Annotated in this window: 22 protein-coding genes and 1 other annotated feature; of the genes, 10 read left to right on the top strand and 12 right to left on the bottom strand. The window is 38.8% G+C overall.

The genetic code is table 11. The features are described from left to right. Positions 1-210 precede the first annotated feature (210 nt). Both ACFSY7_RS02055 and ACFSY7_RS02060 read left to right on the top strand, forming a co-directional pair. A complete protein-coding gene (locus ACFSY7_RS02055) occupies positions 211-504 on the top strand; it encodes an ArsR/SmtB family transcription factor (protein WP_233600551.1) in 294 nt (97 codons plus the stop codon). 51 nt (positions 505-555) lie between these two features. Further along, a complete protein-coding gene (locus ACFSY7_RS02060) occupies positions 556-780 on the top strand; it encodes a hypothetical protein (RefSeq protein WP_380146619.1) in 225 nt (74 codons plus the stop codon). Between the two features lie 135 nt (positions 781-915). On the opposite strand, the gene ACFSY7_RS02065 is transcribed toward ACFSY7_RS02060, so the two are convergent. Beyond that, positions 916-1,368: a GNAT family N-acetyltransferase gene (locus ACFSY7_RS02065; protein WP_380146620.1), complete on the bottom strand. Its 453-nt coding sequence runs from the start codon at positions 1,366-1,368 to the stop codon at positions 916-918. A gap of 246 nt (positions 1,369-1,614) precedes the next feature. Then, positions 1,615-1,871: a binding site (T-box leader), on the top strand. Between the two features lie 78 nt (positions 1,872-1,949). On the opposite strand from ACFSY7_RS02065, the gene ACFSY7_RS02070 reads away from it, so the two are divergent. The 3 genes from ACFSY7_RS02070 (at position 1,950) to tnpB (ending at position 4,915) form a co-directional block, all read left to right on the top strand. Then, positions 1,950-3,305 (top strand): amino acid permease, encoded by a 1,356-nt coding sequence (locus ACFSY7_RS02070; protein WP_126990405.1) that lies wholly within the window; start codon positions 1,950-1,952, stop codon positions 3,303-3,305. A 218-nt stretch (positions 3,306-3,523) separates the two neighbouring features. Next, positions 3,524-3,724 (top strand): hypothetical protein, encoded by a 201-nt coding sequence (locus tag ACFSY7_RS02075; protein ID WP_380146621.1) that lies wholly within the window; start codon positions 3,524-3,526, stop codon positions 3,722-3,724. A gap of 48 nt (positions 3,725-3,772) precedes the next feature. Next, on the top strand, positions 3,773-4,915 hold the full coding sequence (tnpB, locus tag ACFSY7_RS02080; RefSeq protein ID WP_380146622.1) for an IS200/IS605 family element RNA-guided endonuclease TnpB: 1,143 nt from the start codon (positions 3,773-3,775) through the stop codon (positions 4,913-4,915). A gap of 126 nt (positions 4,916-5,041) precedes the next feature. On the opposite strand, the gene ACFSY7_RS02085 is transcribed toward tnpB, so the two are convergent. Together ACFSY7_RS02085 and ACFSY7_RS02090 are read right to left on the bottom strand one after the other, a co-directional pair. Beyond that, positions 5,042-5,563, bottom strand: a complete 522-nt coding sequence (locus ACFSY7_RS02085) for an NUDIX hydrolase (protein ID WP_380146623.1) — start codon at positions 5,561-5,563, stop codon at positions 5,042-5,044. 69 nt (positions 5,564-5,632) lie between these two features. Then, entirely contained in the window at positions 5,633-6,571 is a 939-nt protein-coding gene (locus tag ACFSY7_RS02090) for a bile acid:sodium symporter family protein (protein WP_126990407.1), read from the bottom strand. Between the two features lie 140 nt (positions 6,572-6,711). On the opposite strand from ACFSY7_RS02090, the gene ACFSY7_RS02095 reads away from it, so the two are divergent. Continuing rightward, a complete protein-coding gene (locus ACFSY7_RS02095) occupies positions 6,712-6,885 on the top strand; it encodes a hypothetical protein (protein WP_380146624.1) in 174 nt (57 codons plus the stop codon). Positions 6,886-6,989: 104 nt separating this feature from the next. Here ACFSY7_RS02095 and ACFSY7_RS02100 read toward each other — a convergent pair whose 3' ends face one another. Further along, entirely contained in the window at positions 6,990-7,325 is a 336-nt protein-coding gene (locus tag ACFSY7_RS02100; RefSeq protein ID WP_380146625.1) for a hypothetical protein, read from the bottom strand. A 95-nt stretch (positions 7,326-7,420) separates the two neighbouring features. Between ACFSY7_RS02100 and ACFSY7_RS02105 the strand changes: the two genes are divergently transcribed. From ACFSY7_RS02105 to ACFSY7_RS02115, 3 genes are read left to right on the top strand one after another with little or no spacing between them, the layout of a single operon-like run. Further along, positions 7,421-7,732: a hypothetical protein gene (locus ACFSY7_RS02105; protein ID WP_380146626.1), complete on the top strand. Its 312-nt coding sequence runs from the start codon at positions 7,421-7,423 to the stop codon at positions 7,730-7,732. A 29-nt stretch (positions 7,733-7,761) separates the two neighbouring features. Next, positions 7,762-8,028: a hypothetical protein gene (locus ACFSY7_RS02110; protein ID WP_380146627.1), complete on the top strand. Its 267-nt coding sequence runs from the start codon at positions 7,762-7,764 to the stop codon at positions 8,026-8,028. Further along, positions 8,025-8,465, top strand: a complete 441-nt coding sequence (locus ACFSY7_RS02115; RefSeq protein ID WP_380146628.1) for a terpene synthase — start codon at positions 8,025-8,027, stop codon at positions 8,463-8,465. The genes ACFSY7_RS02110 and ACFSY7_RS02115 overlap by 4 nt, the downstream gene beginning before the upstream one ends. A 129-nt stretch (positions 8,466-8,594) precedes the next feature. On the opposite strand, the gene abc-f is transcribed toward ACFSY7_RS02115, so the two are convergent. The 3 genes from abc-f to ACFSY7_RS02130 form a co-directional block, all read right to left on the bottom strand. Then, entirely contained in the window at positions 8,595-10,046 is a 1,452-nt protein-coding gene (abc-f, locus tag ACFSY7_RS02120) for a ribosomal protection-like ABC-F family protein (RefSeq protein WP_380146629.1), read from the bottom strand. Between the two features lie 246 nt (positions 10,047-10,292). Further along, positions 10,293-11,117: a M23 family metallopeptidase gene (locus ACFSY7_RS02125; RefSeq protein WP_380146630.1), complete on the bottom strand. Its 825-nt coding sequence runs from the start codon at positions 11,115-11,117 to the stop codon at positions 10,293-10,295. Between the two features lie 76 nt (positions 11,118-11,193). Continuing rightward, complete coding sequence (locus ACFSY7_RS02130) at positions 11,194-12,042, bottom strand: alpha/beta fold hydrolase (RefSeq protein WP_380146631.1); 849 nt, start codon at positions 12,040-12,042, stop codon at positions 11,194-11,196. Between the two features lie 143 nt (positions 12,043-12,185). On the opposite strand from ACFSY7_RS02130, the gene ACFSY7_RS02135 reads away from it, so the two are divergent. Further along, entirely contained in the window at positions 12,186-12,329 is a 144-nt protein-coding gene (locus tag ACFSY7_RS02135; RefSeq protein ID WP_380146632.1) for a hypothetical protein, read from the top strand. Positions 12,330-12,398: 69 nt separating this feature from the next. Here the strand turns inward: ACFSY7_RS02135 and ACFSY7_RS02140 are convergent, their stop codons facing one another. The 5 genes from ACFSY7_RS02140 to ACFSY7_RS02160 form a co-directional block, all read right to left on the bottom strand. Then, the gene (locus ACFSY7_RS02140; RefSeq protein ID WP_380146633.1) at positions 12,399-13,703 is read right to left on the bottom strand and encodes an NAD(P)-binding domain-containing protein; all 1,305 of its coding nucleotides are present in this window, start codon (positions 13,701-13,703) and stop codon (positions 12,399-12,401) included. Positions 13,704-13,771: 68 nt separating this feature from the next. Beyond that, positions 13,772-14,188 (bottom strand): arsenate reductase (thioredoxin), encoded by a 417-nt coding sequence (gene arsC, locus ACFSY7_RS02145; RefSeq protein WP_380146634.1) that lies wholly within the window; start codon positions 14,186-14,188, stop codon positions 13,772-13,774. A gap of 12 nt (positions 14,189-14,200) precedes the next feature. Continuing rightward, positions 14,201-15,490, bottom strand: coding sequence for an arsenic transporter (locus tag ACFSY7_RS02150; protein WP_139994704.1), 1,290 nt, complete (start codon positions 15,488-15,490; stop codon positions 14,201-14,203). Continuing rightward, positions 15,478-15,750 (bottom strand): ArsR/SmtB family transcription factor, encoded by a 273-nt coding sequence (locus tag ACFSY7_RS02155; RefSeq protein WP_380146636.1) that lies wholly within the window; start codon positions 15,748-15,750, stop codon positions 15,478-15,480. Before ACFSY7_RS02155 ends, ACFSY7_RS02150 begins: the two co-directional genes overlap by 13 nt. A gap of 224 nt (positions 15,751-15,974) precedes the next feature. Then, positions 15,975-16,253: a barstar family protein gene (locus tag ACFSY7_RS02160; RefSeq protein ID WP_380146635.1), complete on the bottom strand. Its 279-nt coding sequence runs from the start codon at positions 16,251-16,253 to the stop codon at positions 15,975-15,977. Positions 16,254-16,610 lie beyond the last annotated feature (357 nt).

Raw genomic sequence — 16,610 nt, forward strand, 5'->3', positions numbered from 1 at the left:
CTTTCATTGATCAACAATCGACCAAGAAAGTGCCTCAACTGGAATACCACACAGGATGCATTTGAATGTGAAGTGGTGCAGTTAATTTGACAATCTATCACATAATAATAATTATATACCATCTATTTACATTTCGTATCACCTGTAATATAATTATTACATATGAAACCTATTACTAATGGCGACGAGCTACTTTTGTTTTTGGAGGCTTTGTCTAATCCACATCGTTTGAGAATTATTCGTATTTTAGCGACTGGCAAGCAATATGTGAGTCAGTTGGCGAGAGAGCTTGGCATGAGCAGGCCCCTTCTCTACTTACATTTACAAAAACTTGAAGAGGCACACATTGTTTCAAGTGATATGGAATTGCTCGATAGTGGGAAGGCAGCGAAATACTATACATTAAATTCATTCGAACTGGAATTAAATGAGGCACTTATTTCTACCCTAGCACCATCTCTTACATTGAAGAAAAAAACCAAGGAGGATGACTCAAAACAATAGCAAGCCATAAGGAATCAGTAAACAAATTTAAACGAATGGAGTAATTAACAGATGACAAATATGGGCGATATGTTTTTTACAGCAATAATGTTTGGTATTCTTTTAATACCGATTATTTTAATTATTTTTGCACTCGTTGCTTACAAGAAGAACATGAAACGTGCAGAGGAAAAATTAAAAATTGAGAAGCAACAAACCTTTACACTTCAAAATCAAGTAACAGAGTTAACAACTCGCGTGGAAAAACTCGAAAATGTATTGCGAGAAGTTGATTAATTAAAAAAAGGCTGGGACATACGTGTAAAAACAACCACTCCTATGAGCATAAGGAAAACCGAAATCGCACTGTGGCGCGATTTCGGTTTTTCGTTGTGAACGCTAAAAAAGAAAAATAACGTGCTTTGTCCCAGCCTATTTTTCATATTTAAATAAAATCAATTTTGGTGATAGCTGTGTTTCCTTTGTTTTTTTGTAGCCAAACTTCTCGTAAAAATGATGATTTCGAAAGCTTAAATACGGCGTATACAGTGTCCAAAGTTTCACATTCGGAAATTTCTCCTCTAAAAAATGTATCGACATCGTGCCCAGTCCTTTATTTTGATAGGCTGGTGAAATGAATAATTTGTCGATATGCATGCGTTCATCATTGCCTCGTGCATCAAGAGCACCAATAATCTCGTTATCATCTAAAATCGTAAAATGATGAAAGGCGCGAATATTTTCCGCTAGCTTCTCATATGTTTCACAAGCGGGATTTGTTTCAACGTCGTCATACTTCATCAAATCCTCTTGAAATGCAGCTTGCTGAATAGGTAGTAACGCATCAATATCCGCTCGTTCTGATTTTCTAAATACTATGGTCAAATGAAGCCCCCCTCTCATAATTTTACATTATTATACAGCTATTAATTTGCATGTCAAATCCATTTAGTTAATACTTAAATAGCGCGATAATCACTAAAATAATATGTCTCTTTTTTTCCACTTTACCGAATAAAATGACTTATTAAAACCTCCTTTCTATAAAAATGATGTTATTTTCCATCGTATTATATTGACAAAATTTTTAGTTGCGATAGAATTAAAGACAATTCAAAACATTTGTATAAAACAAAGGCTATGAAAAGAAATAGTATCAATTTATTTTTACAGACAGAAAGCTACCGGTTTGATGAGAGGTGCATGTAAAACGATTGAGAATTCATCTTGGAGCTGTGTACCGAAAAGTTGATTCTAAGTAGGCTACACCGGTAGGCATCCGTAATCATGTGCAAAAGTATCGTCATGTATTGACTGTACTTTCTAAGGTAAGCAATGTAAGTTGCTTATGAATTAAAGGTGGTAACACGAGTTGAATCGTCCTTTTGGGTAATCCAAAGGGACGTTTTTTTTATGCTTTTTGCACAAATCATTTGAAAAATCCACACTATAAGGAGTACAAAGTTATGAAAGAAAATCATGAAGAACCACAATTAAAACGTGGGTTAAGCAATCGCCATATGCAGTTAATTGCACTTGGTGGCTCAATTGGGGTCGGCTTATTTTATGGTTCAAGCTCAACGATTCAATTAGCTGGACCTGCTGTATTATTAGCCTATTTAATTGGTGGCTTAGTTATCTTTACAATTATGCGTGCGCTTGGTGAAATGGCTGTAGCTGAGCCTATTTCCGGTTCATTCAGTACGTATGCGAATAAATATTTAGGAAAATTTGCTGGCTTCTTAACGGGCTGGACGTATTGGTTCATGTGGATTGTCGTTGGGATGGCTGAACTAACAGTCGTCGGCGTCTATATCAATTACTGGTTCCCTGACATTCCACAATGGGTAACAGCACTTGTTGTCCTTGTATTAATGACACTGATCAACTTAGCAGCTGTAAAAATTTATGGTGAATTTGAATTCTGGTTCGCGATGATTAAGGTCGTTGCCATCGTTGCGATGATTCTAGTCGGCTTATGCATCATTTTCTTTGGTGTTGGTAATGGCGGCGAGCCAACCGGCATTAGCAATCTGTGGGAACATGGTGGCTTCATGCCAAACGGCTTTGAAGGCCTGCTTATGTGTTTCGTGTTAGTTATGTTCTCATTCGGTGGTGTTGAGCTTGTTGGGGTAACAGCAGGCGAGGCGAAAAACCCTACAAAAACGGTACCAAAAGCAATCAACAACATCGTATGGCGTATTTTAATTTTCTACATTGGGGCACTTGGTGTAATGATGGCCATCTACCCTTGGACTGAAGTTGGTTCAAATGGTAGCCCATTCGTGCAAATTTTCGATGGTATTGGGATTCCTGCAGCCGCACATATTATTAACTTCGTTGTTATTACCGCTGCAGTATCTGCATTCAACAGTGGTCTATACGGCTCTGGTCGTATGCTATTCAACTTATCACTACAAAATCAAGGTCCAAAGGTATTCAAGAAAGTTAGTAAAAACGGGACACCTGTACGTGGGATTTTATTCTCGTCTGCAATGCTTCTAATCGGCGTTGTCCTAAACTATATTGTGCCAGAGCAAGTCTTCACCTACATTTCTGCCGTCGCAACAGTTGCCGTTATTACGAGCTGGACGATTATCTTATGTACACAAATTAAATTCCGTAAATCAAAATCAAAACAAGAAGTATCTGCTCTTCAATTCAAAATGCCTTGGCATCCGATTTCTTCCTATATTGCACTTGCATTCCTATTAATGGTTGTTGTCCTAATGGCCTTCATTCCTGCAATGCGCGTCGCCTTATATGTAGCACCAGTTTGGTTCCTGATTCTGTTCATCGGCTATAAAGGGCTTAAAAAATAAAAAAAGTACAACAGTCTTTCGAGATTGTTGTATTTTTTTATACTTACATATAGTAAAAACTTCGAGAAAATCTTATATTGATGCATTGTGTTAAAGGAACTTAAAAAAATTATTCATTTCAACGAGCATCTGATGACAAGAAATTTTTAAGACTTCAAATGATGCAACCTTCACACGAACGATACGTTGGTATTACTAACAAATAAGGAGGTATTTATATGGGATTTTGGTATTTTCTTATGTTAATTATCGGCGGTATGATTGTCAGTGTAGCTCTTATCAAACATTCAAAAAGCAATGCGGCAAAATGGTCTAAAGTATTTATCATTTCTTCGCAGAATCCCCCTCCCTCAAAGAACGTAGTGAGTAGGGAGGAGATGAATGCGAACCCAATGATTCTGCCAGTACTAATTTGTTGAAAAGAACATCTGTTCCTATTATACTATTCGAAAAAGGAGGTGTCTGTCATGCCACATCAAGCGTATAAATTCCGTATCTACCCAACTAAAGACCAACAAGCGCTCATCCATCAAACCCATGGGCATTGTCGTTTTGTTTACAACCATTTTCTTGAGTTGTGGAATACTTCTTATAAAGAAGAAGGAAAAGGATTGAATCGTTCCATTATGTCCAAAATGCTCACGAAAATGAAGAAACAAGATGATACCGCTTGGTTACGTAATGTAGATAGTGTGGCATTACAAGCCTCTTATGAAAATTTAATAGACGCTTTTCAACGTTTCTTTCAAAAGCAAAATAACTATCCTCGCTTCAAAAGTAAAAAGAATCCAGTTCAAAGTTATACTACGAAGAATACGAATAACAATATTGCGATTGTCGGTAATCAAATGAAGCTACCAAAATTAGGACTTGTAAAATTTGCGAAGTCGTGTGATATTGAAGGTCGCATTATGCGCGCAACGATTAAATACAATGCGAGTGGTACGTTTTACGTGTCTGTCCAATGCGAAGTACCAAACTTTAAGCCATTGCCTCAAACAAATGAAGCTGTAGGAATTGATTTAGGTATCACCGATTTTGCGATTCTGTCTAATGGACGTAGAGTGGATAACCAACGCTTTACAGACAAAATGGAGCAGAAGTTAAAACGTGAGCAGCGCAAATTGTCCCGTCGCTATGAGCAAGCGAAAAAAGAGGGTCGTGATTTACGTGCGTGCATGAACTATCAAAAGCAACGTCGTAGAGTGGCTTGTTTGCGTGAGCGTGTCGCGTTTCAACGTGAAGATTTTTTAAATAAACTGTCAACGGCATTGATTCGTCACTATGACGTCATCTGTCTTGAAGACTTAAACACAAAAGGCATGTTGAAAAATCATAAGTTGGCAAAAGCGATAGCCGATGTGTCATGGTCTGAATTTGTGACCAAGCTAAAATATAAGGCGAAATGGTTCGGTAGAAAAATTATTGAAATCGACAGATTCTTCCCATCGAGCCAAATTTGTCATGCCTGTGGTCATCGAGATGGCAAGAAACCATTAGCTATTCGTGTGTGGACTTGTTCATCTTGTGGTACGACACTAGACCGAGATATTAATGCAAGTAAGAATATCTTAATCGAAGGGTTAAGACTTTTAAAGCAACAACCGTAGGAACGACGGGGATAGCCTACTAAAAAAAGTGAAGCCGCTGTTTCGAGCAACTGGAAACAAGCAAACACTGTTCGTAGGAATCTCCCACTTCAAGCAACGTTCGAAGAACGGCTAAGTGGGGGTAGTTCAATAAATTCGTACGCTGCCAAATGCATGGCGCCCTGCGAATAAATAGTCGAGTATCCCCGTATAATACGGTACAAATTGCTTTTCGGCCATCATTTCTTTAATTTCCTGATGACTAGCCCATTTTACAGCTTGTACCTCGTCTGGCTGCAGCACTAGTTGTTCGATATCAACCTCTCGCTCTAACAAATAATAATCATCAAAGCCACGCTCAAAATTAACCGTAATATGCGGCCGCATTTTGTCAAATTGATGCGCCAGTCCAATTTCCTCAAACAGCTCTCGACCAATTGCTTGCTGACTTGTTTCCCCTTCAAGTGCGCTACCACCACAAGTAACATCCCACAAATTTGGCCAGCTATCTTTGAATGTTTGGCGCTGTTGAATGAGCATCTTTCCCTGCTGATTAAAAATACAGGCATGCACGACTAAATGATACTCTTCACTGTCCATTGGCTCGCCGCGATAGATTTTTTTCGCTTTCTTCATACGATGCTTATCGTAGACATCCCATTTCTCCACAAAATCACCCTTTCATCCACCCATTATGCAAAAAAAAGCCAAGCACCGTCTAGTGCCTGGCTTTCATCGTTATTTTTTTGGTTGTCGATTTGCCCAAATCGTCGCGATAATAGGTCCCGAAATATTATGCCATACCGCCGCAAAGGCACTTGGCAATGCGGTCATCGGCTCTGCCGCAAAATGCGCTTTCGCAAGTGATACGCCTAGTCCAGAATTTTGCATACCAACCTCAATACTGATGGCACGACGGTCTTGCACGCTTAACTTCATTAATTTCGCTGCAAAATAACCGAGTAATAGCCCTGCTCCGTTGTGTAGGAATACCGCTAAAAATACAAGAATACCTGCAGAAGCAATATTTTGCTGATTGCCACCCACTACTGCTGAAACGATAATAATAATTGCCACAACCGAAATTAATGGCACAACCGAAATACTTTTCTCGACAACAGTTGGCATTAATTTTTGAATAATAATACCAAGCACAATCGGTACGATAATTACTAAAATAATCGATTTAAACATCGCGATTGGATCAACTGGCATCCATTGACCTGCAAGGAAATACAGCAATGCCGGTGTCATAATCGGTGCTAAAATTGTTGAGCAAGATGTCATTGTAATTGATAATGGCACATTCCCTTTTGCTAAATAAACCATAACATTTGAAGCAGTTCCACCAGGTACAGAGCCTAATAGTACAAGACCCGCTGCTAATTGTGGTGGTAAATTTAACATGTATGCAATCGCAACTGCTGTTAGTGGCATAACCGTAAATTGTGCGATTAAGCCGATAATGACAGGCTTTGGATGCGTCAAAATTAATTTAAAGTCTGCTCCCTTTAATGTTAAGCCCATACCGAACATCACGATACCTAGTAATAACGTGATATACGGCGCGAATCCAACGAATGTAGATGGTGTTAAGTATGCAATAACGGCGATTAGTAAAACAAGAACCGCAAAATATTTCCCTGCGAATTGACTAATTGATTCTAAAATTTTCATATGTATCCCCCTAAAACTAAATTCAAGAATTTTCTGATAATTAAAATAATAACGAACTTAGGACAATTTGTAAATATATTATTTTCCACAAATTTCATGTTATAATGAAATAGAAATATTTAATAGAAAGCGGATGTATGATGTCAAAAGCACGAATTCTCTTTTTAATCATTATCACAGTCGTTATCGCAGCACTTTGCTGGATTACGTATGCAGGTGGTCGTGGTGATTTAGCCATTTATTATGTGATTGGCTTTGTTTTACTAATCGTTTTAGAAATCGTCCGTATCATCACGCAGAAAAAAACAAAATAACGGACCGAAGAATCGTTTCAAACGGTTCTTTTTTTATAAGTACTTACCTCAATTAATGGTGCTTATTGAAAAAAACCGGCATCACCTATCGTGGTGCCGATTTTTTATTTTGCTAAAGAACCTTGTCCAATAACTTCGTGGCCACGATCATCCAAATAAACAACGACATTTCCTTGTTTGTTCGTTTTAGAATCCAGAAAGACAATTTCATAGGCTTTGTCTTTTGCATAATCGGACTCAATCGCCTTTACTAAGGCATCTTTCACATCTATTTTCTTAACCGTCGAATTTGTTGGCGAAACCTCAATACGTTTTTGGTCGTCGTCACTTAAAGAATTGTAAGCAAGCATTTCTTTTGAATTAGCAGTTGTTGTATCCTCAGCGCAGCCTGACATCAAAAGTGCGATTACTGGAAGAACAGATGCAATTATTTTTTTCATATACTTTCCCCTCCTGTTAAATCGAACGGATAAATTAGCATTTTGTTCCTTATTTGGCTATTTATTATTAAAAACAGCCGAATTCCATCATTGTATTGTTATACTTACTATACAAAGGAGGGCTAATTATTTTCTATTTTTTCATTCCTACTATTATTGGTATTGGTCTCGTTATCTTCGGAGCGATAAAATATTCCAATATCATCATTACACTTGGCGCTAATGTTATCGTAGCACCTAATGCATTATTTATCGGCACAATGGCGACTGACGCACCAGGGAGTACACTAGCTGATTTTCTTAGAGGATTTCTTTTCGTCCAAATTATACCGCTGTTGATTCTTCTCTATTTTATTATTTTAAAAATCGTTAACCTAATTAAAAAGCAGCCTACTGCAAATACATAATAATTAAATTACATTAGGGAGTGCATCTTATGCCACTATCATTCGTGGCCATTATTGGCATTGTCGTCATTGTTTTCGGTGCCATTATGCATTCAGCCATTTTAATCGCACTTGGCGTCAATTTAATTGTAGCCCCTATATCTTATATAGGTGGCACCCTCTTAGCTGGTGGACCAGATACTACCATTATTGATTTTTTTAAAGGATTTCTCACTTTTCAACTCATTCCGCTTCTATTTCTTATTTTCTTTGTTATAAGAAGAAGTCGTAAAATCCTAAAAGGAGCTGCAAATTGATTACACTTACAAGAACACTTCGTTTAAATGAACTCGAAATTTTTAACGTTTTTAAAGACGGCGCATTGATTTGTATCACGATTCTTGAAGATACGAGACAGCCCTATAGCGAGCAGGATTTGCAACTTGACCCACTTTGCTCTATGCAGGAAGAAGATTTAATAATCGTTGAAAATGTTTTTAAATTTTACATTGTAGACGATAAACCATTATCAGCCGTGGACTCTCGATATGTTCATGAATTTTTCGCGGACCTCATTGAAACAAATGATTTCACCAATTTCATTATGCAAGATTTTGTGTACCCAGATATGTATGAGTTAATCGATTTACATAAGCTGAATGCCTATCAAAAAATCTTACAGCATGTCGGTTCCTCATACAAAATACCACCCATCAGTAAAAATAAGTGGAACCACCTTTCCCAGCAATCATGAAAGGCTGAGACAAAACACGTCATGTTTCTTTTTTAGCGTTCGCAAAAAAACCGGCACCGCGCCACCGCACGATTCCGGTTTTTCTTATGCTCATAGGAAAGATTGGCTTTACCAGCCTCTTTTTATTTTTCAGCGCTTTAGCTCTACTATTTTGGTCGCTACACTGTCAATAAATTGCGGGTCATGCTCGACAAAGAGCAATGTAGGCTTATAGTGCCGAAGCATTTTTTCAATTTGCTGCTGATTCCATATGTCTAAATAATTAAGTGGCTCATCCCATAAATAAAGCTCCGCTGGCTGTCCTAATGACTTCGCAAAGGCTACCTTTTTCTTCTGCCCCGCACTCATACGCTCAATGGGTACGTTGAAGACATCGCGCTCCATACCAAGCACACGCAAATTCGTTAGAAAATGTGTATAATCAATTTTCTGCTCCGCCGCAAATGCTTTTAATGTTCCGACATACTCATACTGCTGTTTCACCATACTCATCGTGAGCTGTGGTGATATTAGAACTTCCCCCGTCACCTCACCGTCAGATTTCTTTGTAAATAAATACGCCAGCAATGCCGTTTTCCCGCTTCCATTCGCGCCAGTAATCGCTAATTGCTCGCCCTGATAGAGCTCAAAGGAAATCGGCTGAAATAACGACACATCTCCGTAGCTCAGCGTCAAATTCTTCACACGTAGCACAGGATTCCGATGACGAACTAGGCAATTCATCGTCAAATCACTCACCGATTCAATATTGTGTAGAAGTTTCGTTTTTTCAGTCACCTGCGCTGCTACACGTTTTTCAATTGCCTTCGAACGCTTCATCATACGCGCGGCATCTGCTCGTACCTGTGCATCATGACTAGATGCCTCTTTACTTGCTGCCCACTGAGCTTTCTCCTTAGCCGTCCGATCGAGGCGATGAATTTCCGCTTTAAGTCGCTCATTTTGCGCTAGTTCATAGTGGTCCTGGTGCGCTTTTTGCTGACGATATGTTGAAAAATTCCCTTTATACAGCACAAGCTGACTGCGCTCAATCGCTAACACATGATCAATCACTTCATCTAAAAAATGACGGTCATGGCTCACTATTAAATAACCTTTTTTCGTCTTCAAATACGTAGCTAACAATGCGCGGCCCTGTGCATCTAAATGGTTCGTCGGCTCATCTAGGAGGATATAACTAGCCTCATCACAAAATAATGCCGCAAGCAATACCTTCGTCTGCTCACCGCCTGACAATTGCTCAAATGGCTGCCAAATAATGTCCTTCTCTAACTGTAGCAACTGACACTCACGCTCAAATTTCCACTGTTCAATCGGCATCACTTCATCAATCGCCGTATAAACAGGCCAGTCCGGATGCAAAAGCTTTTGCGGGAAGTAGCGAAAGGCTGTCGTTGAAGAAATCGTTCCACTATACGCATAGTCATTCATTAATAATTTTAATAATGTCGTTTTTCCGCGACCATTTCGTCCAACTAATCCAAGTCGCCACTGTGTATCAAGCACTAAATTCACCTGTTCAAAAAGCGGTTTTTCTAATTCATCAAAGCTAAACTGTACATCTTTCAATGTAATTGGCATATCCATTCCCCCCTTAGTTGGTGAATGCATATACATTAACAATTAAAAAATCCCTCTGAAAAAAGCCAGAAGGATTCCAAGTCATTATCGATACGTATAAGAGATAATAAATGGACAAACGAATCCTATTTTAAGTGAAAATGCATATACATTTTACGTTTAAAAATAGGTTATTTGTTCATTCCATTCATCATCCCTTCCTTGTTTTGTATAGCTAGCATATACTAATTATCCAAAAATTTCAAGCTACGAAAAATCGACTAGATTGCGCACTAGCTTTCGAATGACTGCAATAAAAGCAAACTGACTCATACTGTCAACCATTTCACCCGCAAATTCAATCAAAGCGTTATCAAGGTGTTCAAATTCCTGATGTTTTGGCATGAGAATAGTGAGCGGCTTTGCATACAGTGGGTCTGGCTGGTCCATCACACGAAAATGCACATGCGGAAATACACTATCACCCGAGTTGCCAGCGCGCGCAATCACATCGCCAGTCTGCACATGCTGTCCTTTTTCGACAGCTATTTTATCTGTCGAAAGATGTGCCAGCATACTATATTCGCCGCGCTCATGCGCCATCACAATATAGTTACCAAACCGGTCGTTTTCATTTCGCATACCGATTTTATTATTTGGAATAGTTGAAACAACATCCACAACACGACCATCTGCAGGTGCTACAATTTTTGCTTCAAATGCATCTTGCTGTTCAAGTATCGATGGATGTTGCGGGTTAGCAGCCTTTGTGAAATTCAGTGTTCCTGTTATGTAAGTTGGTAGCATTGCTTGTGACATCAATATCCACTTCAATTTAACTGGTGGTTTATAGTGGTTGCGTGTTTTTTTCATACCAGAAGGCGTCTCTACAAAACGAAACTGAAAAATTTCGCCATTTTCATCTGATGCAATATGTACTTGTCTTGACATTGGTTTTTTCGTCCACACTTCATAAAACTTATTATTAAACTTTTGTGTTTCGGCAATAGCGCCGTGAAAGTGGGCCATTTCCTTTTTTGCGAGTTGTTCAAATTCCTCAAAGCGCCACTTTTGCTGCAAGTCTTCCGTCATATTGTCATATAGAACACGAAAACATCCATTTAAAAATATCTTTCCATACATCGGTTTCTTTATCATCCTTTCTAAATTATAGTTGCGGTGCACGTAGGGTTGCTTCTACAAAATGAGAAAAAGCCTCTTGCTCCTCCATAAACGGGAAATGATTCGACTCTTCAAATATCGTCAAAGATGCATTTGGCAAAAGCTCCGCAATTTCATAACTAAATTCGACCGGACACTGTGCATCCTGTCTACCACAAAACACATAGGTAGGGACGATCGTTTGTGGCAATTGTGCACGTAAATCAAAGGTCTTAACTGCGACTTTTCTAAAGTAATCAAGCGCGCGACCTACTGTACGGCCACTATTAGGAATTTTTAATGCGCGCTCTACATTATCTCTCGTTGTAAAGGAAAGAAGTGTCCATTCAAATGACAATGACACGCGCTCCTCTCGAGTCGTTTGTGGATCATTCAACTCCTCCATAATCTCAATTATTCGCGTGAAATGTGGATTTTCCGGACAATAGATACTCGCCGGATGACTCGCATAGGCTTTACTTGCTGCACTGCTCCCACAAATACATTTCGTCAATGCATCCGGAGCTTCAATAGCATATTGTAATGCCAGCATTCCACCCGTTGAATGGCCCGCAAAGCCCCATGACATAAAGCCGAGTGCCTGTCTCACCGCTTCTAAATCCTTAATGACCTCTGTTAGCGCCATTTGCTCATCGTTATCGAGAGGTACGGAATTCCCGGCACCTCGCACATTGATTAAAAACACCTGATAATGTGCGGTAAATGGCTCCGCAAACCAATTGCCGATTTCATTAAAAGCTGAGTAAAAGTGGGTAATCGCTAGCGGCTCCCCTTCACCTTTCACAAAATATTCAAACTGCCCTCTTTGCGTAGTAATCATCTGCTGCTGCCACATATAAATTCCCCCTTCTATTTATTGTATAGAAATTTTTTCTATTTCGGTAGAAAAAATGGGTAAAAATAACAAAAATCGTTTTTTTCGTCGTACGTATGCTACTATTTGTAGTAGACCCTAAAACAGAAAGGGATGGATTTTCCATGAAGAAAAAAATAACCTATATTCTTGTAGCTCTTGCCGTAGTTGGGACATTTTTTACAATGAGTCTTCAAGCAGAAGAGCCTTCATCAAATGTTGAACCAGTCACAAAAACCGATACGATTTTCGTCAATATTTGGCGCTAATTAAATGGGATAAAAAAAAGCAGCTGATTAGCTGCTTTTCTCAATTATACGAAACAAAAAAATAGATAGTTACTGGCAGCACCCTCCGCCACCAATGCCTGTATGACAAACGCCTGTTTCAGGTAGTGACAGTTGCACATTTAGAGCAGCTTCTGTATCACCTGCAATCGAAGCGGCAATCGAACGGACCTGCTCATACCCTGTAGCCATTAAAAATGTAGGTGCTCGGCCATATGACTTAGAGCCGACAATATAAAAATTAGGTTCGGGTTGTCGTAATTCCTTTTCACCATGAGCAGGTACACTACCACAGCTATGGTGATTTGGATCAATTAAATCAGCCAAGGCGGGTACTGCTTCTGTCACAGGGTCTGTTGTATAACGGAGCTCTTCATGGAATGAGAAATCTGGTCGATTCCCCGTATTCACAATTAATTCATCAAAAGGCCCTATTTTTTGCTCTGTCCCTTTTAATACAACACCTTCTTCTTTTTCTAAAATCGTTTGAACGTAAAAAGGTGTTTTTACTTGGATAGAGCCATTTGAAAGAATTTCTTTTATTTTCAACCCTAACTCACCACGTGCAGCTAGTTCATCATCCACGCCTCCACCAAGAGCTTCTTCTACTTGATTTTTTCGAAGAATCCACGTAATTTCTGTCTGTGGGTAATTCTCTTTTAACTTTACTAATTGTAAAAGGGAGTTTATCGCGGAGTGACCACTCCCAATAACGGCTACCTTCTTATTTGCATAGCGCATCGACTGTACCACTACATTAGGAATTTGATAAGTTATTTTTTCGCTTAGCTTGCGTTCAGACGGTAAAAAAACACCATGACTTGCGGCTGGGTTAGCGTGTCCCCATGTTCCGGTAGCATCGATAATCGCACTTGCCTTATATGTTTTCGTTGCTTGATTACTTTTCGTAAAGATTAAAAATGGCTTCGCCTCACGATTTACCGATTTCATTTTATCTGCGTCTAGTTTTGTAATGGCGATGACTTCTTCATTTGTATAAAGACGGCCTTTAAATTGTTTACTTAAGGGTATTAAATAGTCATGTCGTAATGCAGCGCCTGTAGGAATAGCTTGAGGGTCAGGCATCGTCCAGCCCGTCTCCTCTAATAACTTTCTAGCGGCATTATCTACATTGTATTCCCACGGTGAAAATAGGCGCACATGCTCCCAAGTGGCTACATTGGCAGCGACATCTCCTTTTTCTAATAGAATGAACGGTACATTATATGTCTGTAAATGCGCTGCTGCAGCTAAACCAATAGGGCCCGCCCCTAGAATTGCTACAGGGTATTTCATTTCACAGCAACTCGTGCCAGGTGTACAGCACGCTTGATTATTTAAAATTGGTAATTCCATCTTACTTCCCCATTTCTTAACGCATGGATACGCTTATTTATTTTTAGCACCACGCGTTTGAATACGTATTAGTTATTTTCTGATGCAAATGCTTGAATTTTTGCTTCAATAGCATCGCGAACTTGTTGAAAAACAAGCCATTTTTCCGCTTCTGTTCCCTGTGCTTTTGCTGGATCATCAAATCCCCAATGTGCACGTTTTACATTCGATGGTATTACAGGGCATTTATCTGCCGCATCGTTGCATAATGTCACAACAAGAGTCGCCTGATTCAACTTGTTCGAATCAATCACATTCGATGTTTGGTTCGAAATATCAATACCAACCTCAGCCATTGCTTTCACTGCATTCGGATTTAATCCATGTGCCTCAATGCCCGCACTCTCGACTTGCCAAGATGACAAATATTTTTTTGCGAAGCCTTCCGCCATTTGAGAACGACATGAGTTCCCTGTACATAAAAAGTAAATTGTTTTTTTATTCACTTCTACACGCTCCTAAAAAATTTGTAATGTTAAATATAGTCCAAGTAATGTCACGAGTAAAATCGGCACCGTTAGTAAAATGCCTGTTTTAAAATAAGTCCCCCAGGAGATTTTGATACCCTTCGTTGAAAGCACATAAAGCCAAACTAAAGTAGCCAGCGATCCAATTGGGGTAATTTTCGGTCCTAAATCTGAGCCGATAATATTCGCATAAATTAATGCTTCTCGCACTGTGCCATCTGTTGCTGTTTCCGCGATGGCCAATGCATTAATCATAACAGTTGGCATATTATTCATAATCGATGACAGAAAGGCCGCAATAAAGCCCATACCTACTGTAGCAATCAATAACCCTTGTTCAGCTGTCCATTCAATAACATGCGCCAGTTGAATTGTTAACCCTGCATTTCCTAAGCCATATACGACGACATACATACCGATCGAGAAGAAAACGATGTTCCAAGGAGCCCCTTTTATAACCGCCTTCGTATTTACAACCTTGCTTTGTCTTGCCATAATTAAAAAGAAAATCGCAATAAGACCCGCAATCAGAGACACGGGCACCTGAAGCCATTCACTTGTGAAATAACCAACGACTAAAATCGCTAAAATCCCCCATGAAATATGAAATAGCTTTCTATCCTTAATCGCTAGCTTCGGCTCTCTTAGCATCGTTTCATCAAAGGTTTTCGGAATAGTTTTTCTAAAATACAGCATAAGGACAATAATTGTCGCGGCTAAAGAAAATAGATTCGGAATAATCATTCGCGAAGCATATTCTACAAAGCCGATGCTAAAGAAATCAGCGGAAACAATATTTACTAAATTACTTACGATAAACGGTAAGCTCGTTGTATCTGCGATAAACCCACTCGCCATAATAAATGGGAAAATCATTTTTTCACTAAATTTAAGATTCCGTACCATCGCTAGGACAATCGGCGTCAAAATTAAGGCCGCTCCATCATTCGCAAATAAAGCTGCAACCCCTGCACCTAATAAGCTAATATAGATGAACATTTTGAGGCCATTTCCTTTTGCGATACGTGCCATATGTAATGACGCCCATTCAAACAGGCCAATTTCATCTAAAATTAAGGAAATCAAAATGATTGCAATAAAGGATAAAGTAGCATTCCATGTAATACCAATAACCGTTCCTACATCTGAAAAATCAACAATGCCTAGTAACAACGCAATTACTGCTCCAGCCATTGCTGACCAGCCAATATTTAATCCACGCGGCTGCCAAATAACAAAAAGTAAGGTGATGATAAATAAAAGACTCGCTAACAAGAACATAAATTGCCACCACAATGACACGTATTGTCTGCTTCAAGTGTATCAATAACGGCTCTTACAACCGGTGATATCTCTTCTGCTATACGATAATATTTCCACGTACCATCTTTCCGCTCTTTAATAATCCCTGCATCTTTTAGCTTTTTAAGCTGCTGACTAACTGCTGGCTGTGAAATTTTCAATACATCGACAAAATCACAGACACACACTTCGCCGTTTTTCATACAAGCTAGTAAAATTAAACGATTTTTATCCGCCATTGCTTTTAATACTTGCTCCAATTCATTCAACAAAGCTTCCTCCATTCCTATATATAAGTATTTGCTTATTTAATATAGCACTCGTTTTTACATAAGTAAATGCTTATATAGAGAATTTAAAAAAAGCTAAAACGATAGTCGTCTTAGCTACTGAATTTCCAAATAGATTATTAACTATGTCTGGTTTAAATTTCTGACGAGTTCTAGTGCTAATTTAGTTGATTTTATTTTAGTTTCGCAGAATACCCCTCCCTACTCACTAAGTCATTTATACATTCATTAAATGCATCCCAGTTCTTCCCGAAATAATCTGGAAACGCGAGCTTCTTAGAAAATGTTTTAAATAACGCCTTTGTGCTCAAGCAGTCTTTCCCATCAATCATTGTATGGAATAAGTCGCTCGGAGCGGTTTTAGCTAGCTGGTCATAGTGCTGCTGAAATAATTCATTATTTATTGTAAAGTGGATAAATGGTCCTTCTAACGAGTGAAATTGTGTATCCATGTCATGCTCCTATCTATTTTTACGAACTATATACGAAAGTGAGGTAAGTACCAATGAATTATATCTTAAATCATTTACTAACTGGTGAAAAAGAACATTATTTCTTAAAAAACAATACAGACATGCCACTAGAACATTTTTGCTGTGAGCCTAATCTGGATTCATTCCATCATCCGACAATAGTAGAAACGAGTTTATCTTTTTTTGAAAAACCTATCTGTCTTTCCATTATCCATTCATATAATTTCGAGCTTATAAATGTCAACTAATCTATGTACATAAACGCTTACTTAAAGGTGCACAAAATCACGCATCATCAGATGCTAAATGGTCTTTTAAACGATATGAATCTCCAAC

Origin of the sequence: Kurthia populi, from assembly GCF_042686175.1 — a bacterium.
Taxonomy (GTDB): domain Bacteria; phylum Bacillota; class Bacilli; order Bacillales_A; family Planococcaceae; genus Kurthia; species Kurthia populi.